The organism is Roseobacter sp., from assembly GCF_024639605.1.
Lineage (GTDB): Bacteria > Pseudomonadota > Alphaproteobacteria > Rhodobacterales > Rhodobacteraceae > Roseobacter.
In genome coordinates this window covers 1-3,400 of the sequence record NZ_JAHEHZ010000127.1, presented here as the reverse complement: position 1 = coordinate 3,400, position 3,400 = coordinate 1, and the positions used below count along the sequence as shown (strand labels likewise).

4 protein-coding genes are annotated in these 3,400 nt (G+C 61.8%); all 4 read left to right on the top strand.

Features of this window, described 5'->3' with window-relative positions; genetic code table 11:
* Positions 1-190: 190 nt before the first annotated feature.
* Positions 191-553: a DUF202 domain-containing protein gene (locus Q0M35_RS14525; RefSeq protein ID WP_295316545.1), complete on the top strand. Its 363-nt coding sequence runs from the start codon at positions 191-193 to the stop codon at positions 551-553.
* 64 nt (positions 554-617) lie between these two features.
* Positions 618-2,387: a DNA polymerase III subunit gamma/tau gene (locus Q0M35_RS14520; protein WP_295316543.1), complete on the top strand. Its 1,770-nt coding sequence runs from the start codon at positions 618-620 to the stop codon at positions 2,385-2,387.
* Positions 2,388-2,451: 64 nt separating this feature from the next.
* Entirely contained in the window at positions 2,452-2,796 is a 345-nt protein-coding gene (locus tag Q0M35_RS14515) for a YbaB/EbfC family nucleoid-associated protein (RefSeq protein ID WP_295316541.1), read from the top strand.
* 80 nt (positions 2,797-2,876) lie between these two features.
* Positions 2,877-3,400 (top strand): recombination mediator RecR (gene recR / locus Q0M35_RS14510; RefSeq protein ID WP_295316539.1); only part of this gene is annotated, 524 nt, incomplete at its 3' end.

Genomic DNA, 3,400 nt, shown 5'->3' with positions numbered 1-3,400 from the left:
CCGGTAAAATAGCCGATTGCAAGGACTGCAAGCACACCAACCAGACCCAGGCCGCCTGCCCGACCACCGCGCCCGGAGCCGCTCCTGACACGTACATTTCTGCTGGATCTTATGCCTCTTAACCGCATTATCTTCGCTCCCTGTGGCGCTGACACCTTGCATCCTAACGCACAAGCCACACAATAGGTCCATGGCAAACAACAATGAACTGGCCGAAGACAGGACCGACTGGGCCGAGGACAGAACGATCCTCGCCAATGAGCGGACCTTTGCAGGGTGGATGCGGACCGGGATGGCCTGCGTGGCACTGGCCATTGGTCTGAAGGCTGTATTCGGACCTTTTGAGCCCACGTGGGTGCCGAAATCCGTCGCCAGTTTCTTTATCCTGATCGCGGTGTTTATCTTCTGGGCTGCACGGCGGCAGGCCTGTGCCACGCAGTCGCGGCTGAACGAACACGAGGCCCAGGCGCAAAGCCGGAGTTATTTCACGGCACTGAGCATTTTTCTCAGCTGCGCCTCGGTGCTCACCGGCCTCATTTTGTGGTGGCTCTAGTTTACGTCCCCTTCCCGAGGACATACCCTGAACACCAGCGCGCGAATCTTGCCCGGGGCCTTCCATGACCGACAGCGAAAAAACTGAATACCAGGTTCTGGCGCGGAAATACCGTCCCGAAACATTCGCCGATCTGGTCGGTCAGGACGCGATGGTGCGCACCCTGAAAAACGCGTTCGAGGCCGACAGGATCGCCCAGGCGTTTGTAATGACAGGAATTCGCGGGACCGGCAAAACCACGACGGCGCGGATCATTGCTAAGGGGATGAACTGCATCGGGCCGGACGGCCTGGGTGGCCCCACCACAGAGCCCTGCGGCACCTGTGAGCACTGTGCCGCCATTATGGAAGGCCGGCATGTCGACGTGCTCGAGATGGACGCGGCCTCAAACACCGGTGTGGCCAATATCCGTGAAATCATTGATTCTGTGCATTACCGGGCAGCTTCGGCGCGCTACAAAGTCTATATCATCGACGAGGTGCACATGCTCTCGACCGGTGCGTTCAACGCGCTGCTCAAGACACTGGAAGAGCCGCCCGCCCATGTGAAATTCATCTTTGCCACAACCGAAATCCGCAAGGTGCCGGTGACGGTGCTGTCGCGCTGTCAGCGGTTCGATCTGCGCCGGATCGAGCCGGAGGTGATGATCGCGCTGATGTCGCGGATCGCAAAAGCCGAAGGAGCACAGATCACCGATGACGCGCTGGCGCTGATCACACGGGCCGCGGAAGGGTCCGCGCGCGATGCCACTTCGCTGCTGGATCAGGCGATCAGCCATGGCGCCGGCGAGACCACCGCCGATCAGGTGCGCGCGATGCTGGGCCTTGCCGACCGTGGCCGGGTGCTCGATCTGTTTGATATGGTGCTCAGGGGTGACGCCGCCGCAGCGCTGAGCGAACTTTCCGGCCAGTATGCCGAAGGCGCGGACCCGATGGCGGTGCTGCGCGATCTGGCCGAGATCACGCACTGGGTTTCGGTGGTCAAGATCACGCCCGAGGCTGCCGAAGACCCGACAGTCTCTCCGGACGAGCGCGCGCGTGGCCTTGCCATGGCGGAAAAACTGCCGATGCGGGTACTTACACGTCTGTGGCAGATGCTGCTCAAAGCTCTGGACGAAGTTGCGACAGCACCGAATGCTATGATGGCAGCCGAGATGGCAATTATCCGGCTGACCCATGTGGCGGATCTACCCGCGCCTGAGGATCTGCTGCGCAGGCTCAGCGGCACGACCCCGCCGCCCACCGGGCCCACCGGTGCATCGGGTGGCACTGCGGCGGCATCCGCGCCGGCGGCGCGTTCGGCTGCCCCTGCCGGCACTGTCAGTACAGCACCGCGTGCGTCAGGCGGATCAGGAGCCGGCCCCGCCACAGCGCTGGCAGCGGACGCCGATGCAGCGCTCGCGCGGTTCCCGACTTTTGAGCATGTGGTCGAACTCATCCGCGCCAATAAAGACGGCAAACTGCTGGTAGACGTGGAAACCGACCTGCGCCTTGTCACCTACCAGCCGGGGCGCATCGAATTTCAGCCCACCGACCGTGCGCCGCGTGACCTGGCGCAACGCCTCGGTCAGCGGCTGCAGAACTGGACCGGCAATCGCTGGGCGGTGACCGTTGTCAGCGAGGGCGGCGCGAAAACGATCGACGAGGTGCGCAATGCAGCGCGATACGCCATGGAAGAACAGATCCGGCAGCATCCGCTGATGCAGGCCGTTCTGGCGCAGTTTCCGAAGGCTGAAATCGGCACAGTGCGCACCCCCGAAGCCATTGCCGCAGCGGCCCGTCAGGAAGCGCTGCCGGAGGTCGAGGACGAATGGGACCCCTTTGAGGACAGCTGATCCTCTTGTTCCCGGCGCGCGCCTTCACATATAAAATGCAAACTGTCTCACAAAGGATGATCAGATGTTCAAAGGTTTAGGCGGTCTCGGCGATATGGCCGGGATGATGAAGAAAGCCCAGGAAATGCAGGGCAAAATGGCCGAACTGCAGGAAGACATGCAGAACATCACGGTCGAAGGCGAATCCGGTGCCGGCCTCGTGAAAGCCACCTGCACCGCCAAGGGCGAGCTGAAAGGCCTCGACATCGACCCGTCGATCTTCAACGGCGACGACAAAGAAGTGGTCGAAGATCTCATTCTTGCCGCGATCAAAGACGCACAGGGCAAGGCGTCCCGGCGCGCACAGGAAGAAATGGCAAAACTGACCGAAGGCCTCGGCCTGCCGGCAGACATGAAGCTGCCCTTCTGAGACGGGTTTTTCCGCCTCCCGGCACGCCCGCCGTTGGTTGCGGACTTTTCCCGTGCAGGCCCCTTTGAAAGGCGCACGCTTTGAGCAGCACAAAAGACATCGATGCTCTCATAGAGCTGATGGCCCGGCTGCCCGGCCTCGGGCCGCGATCGGCGCGGCGTGCGGTGCTGCACCTGATCCGTAAACGCAGCCTGTTGCTGATGCCTCTTGCCGACACCCTGCGCACGGTTGCTGAAACAGCCCGGGAATGCCTGAACTGCGGGAATGTCGGCACCACGGATATCTGTGACATCTGCACATCGGAAAAACGCGCCACCGGAGAGCTTTGCGTGGTCAGCGATGTGGCGGATCTCTGGGCGATGGAACGCTCGGGCGTATTCAAAGGCCGGTACCATGTGCTTGGCGGCACACTTTCAGCACTTGATGCGGTAGGGCCTGACGAACTGCGTATTCCACGCCTTCTCGACCGCATCCCGTCAGAGAATATCACCGAGGTCATTCTCGCGCTCAGCGCCACCATCGACGGTCTGACCACCGCACATTACATTGCCGACCAGCTTGAGGGGCAGGTTCGTCTGACGTCGCTGGCGCAGGGCGTACCGGT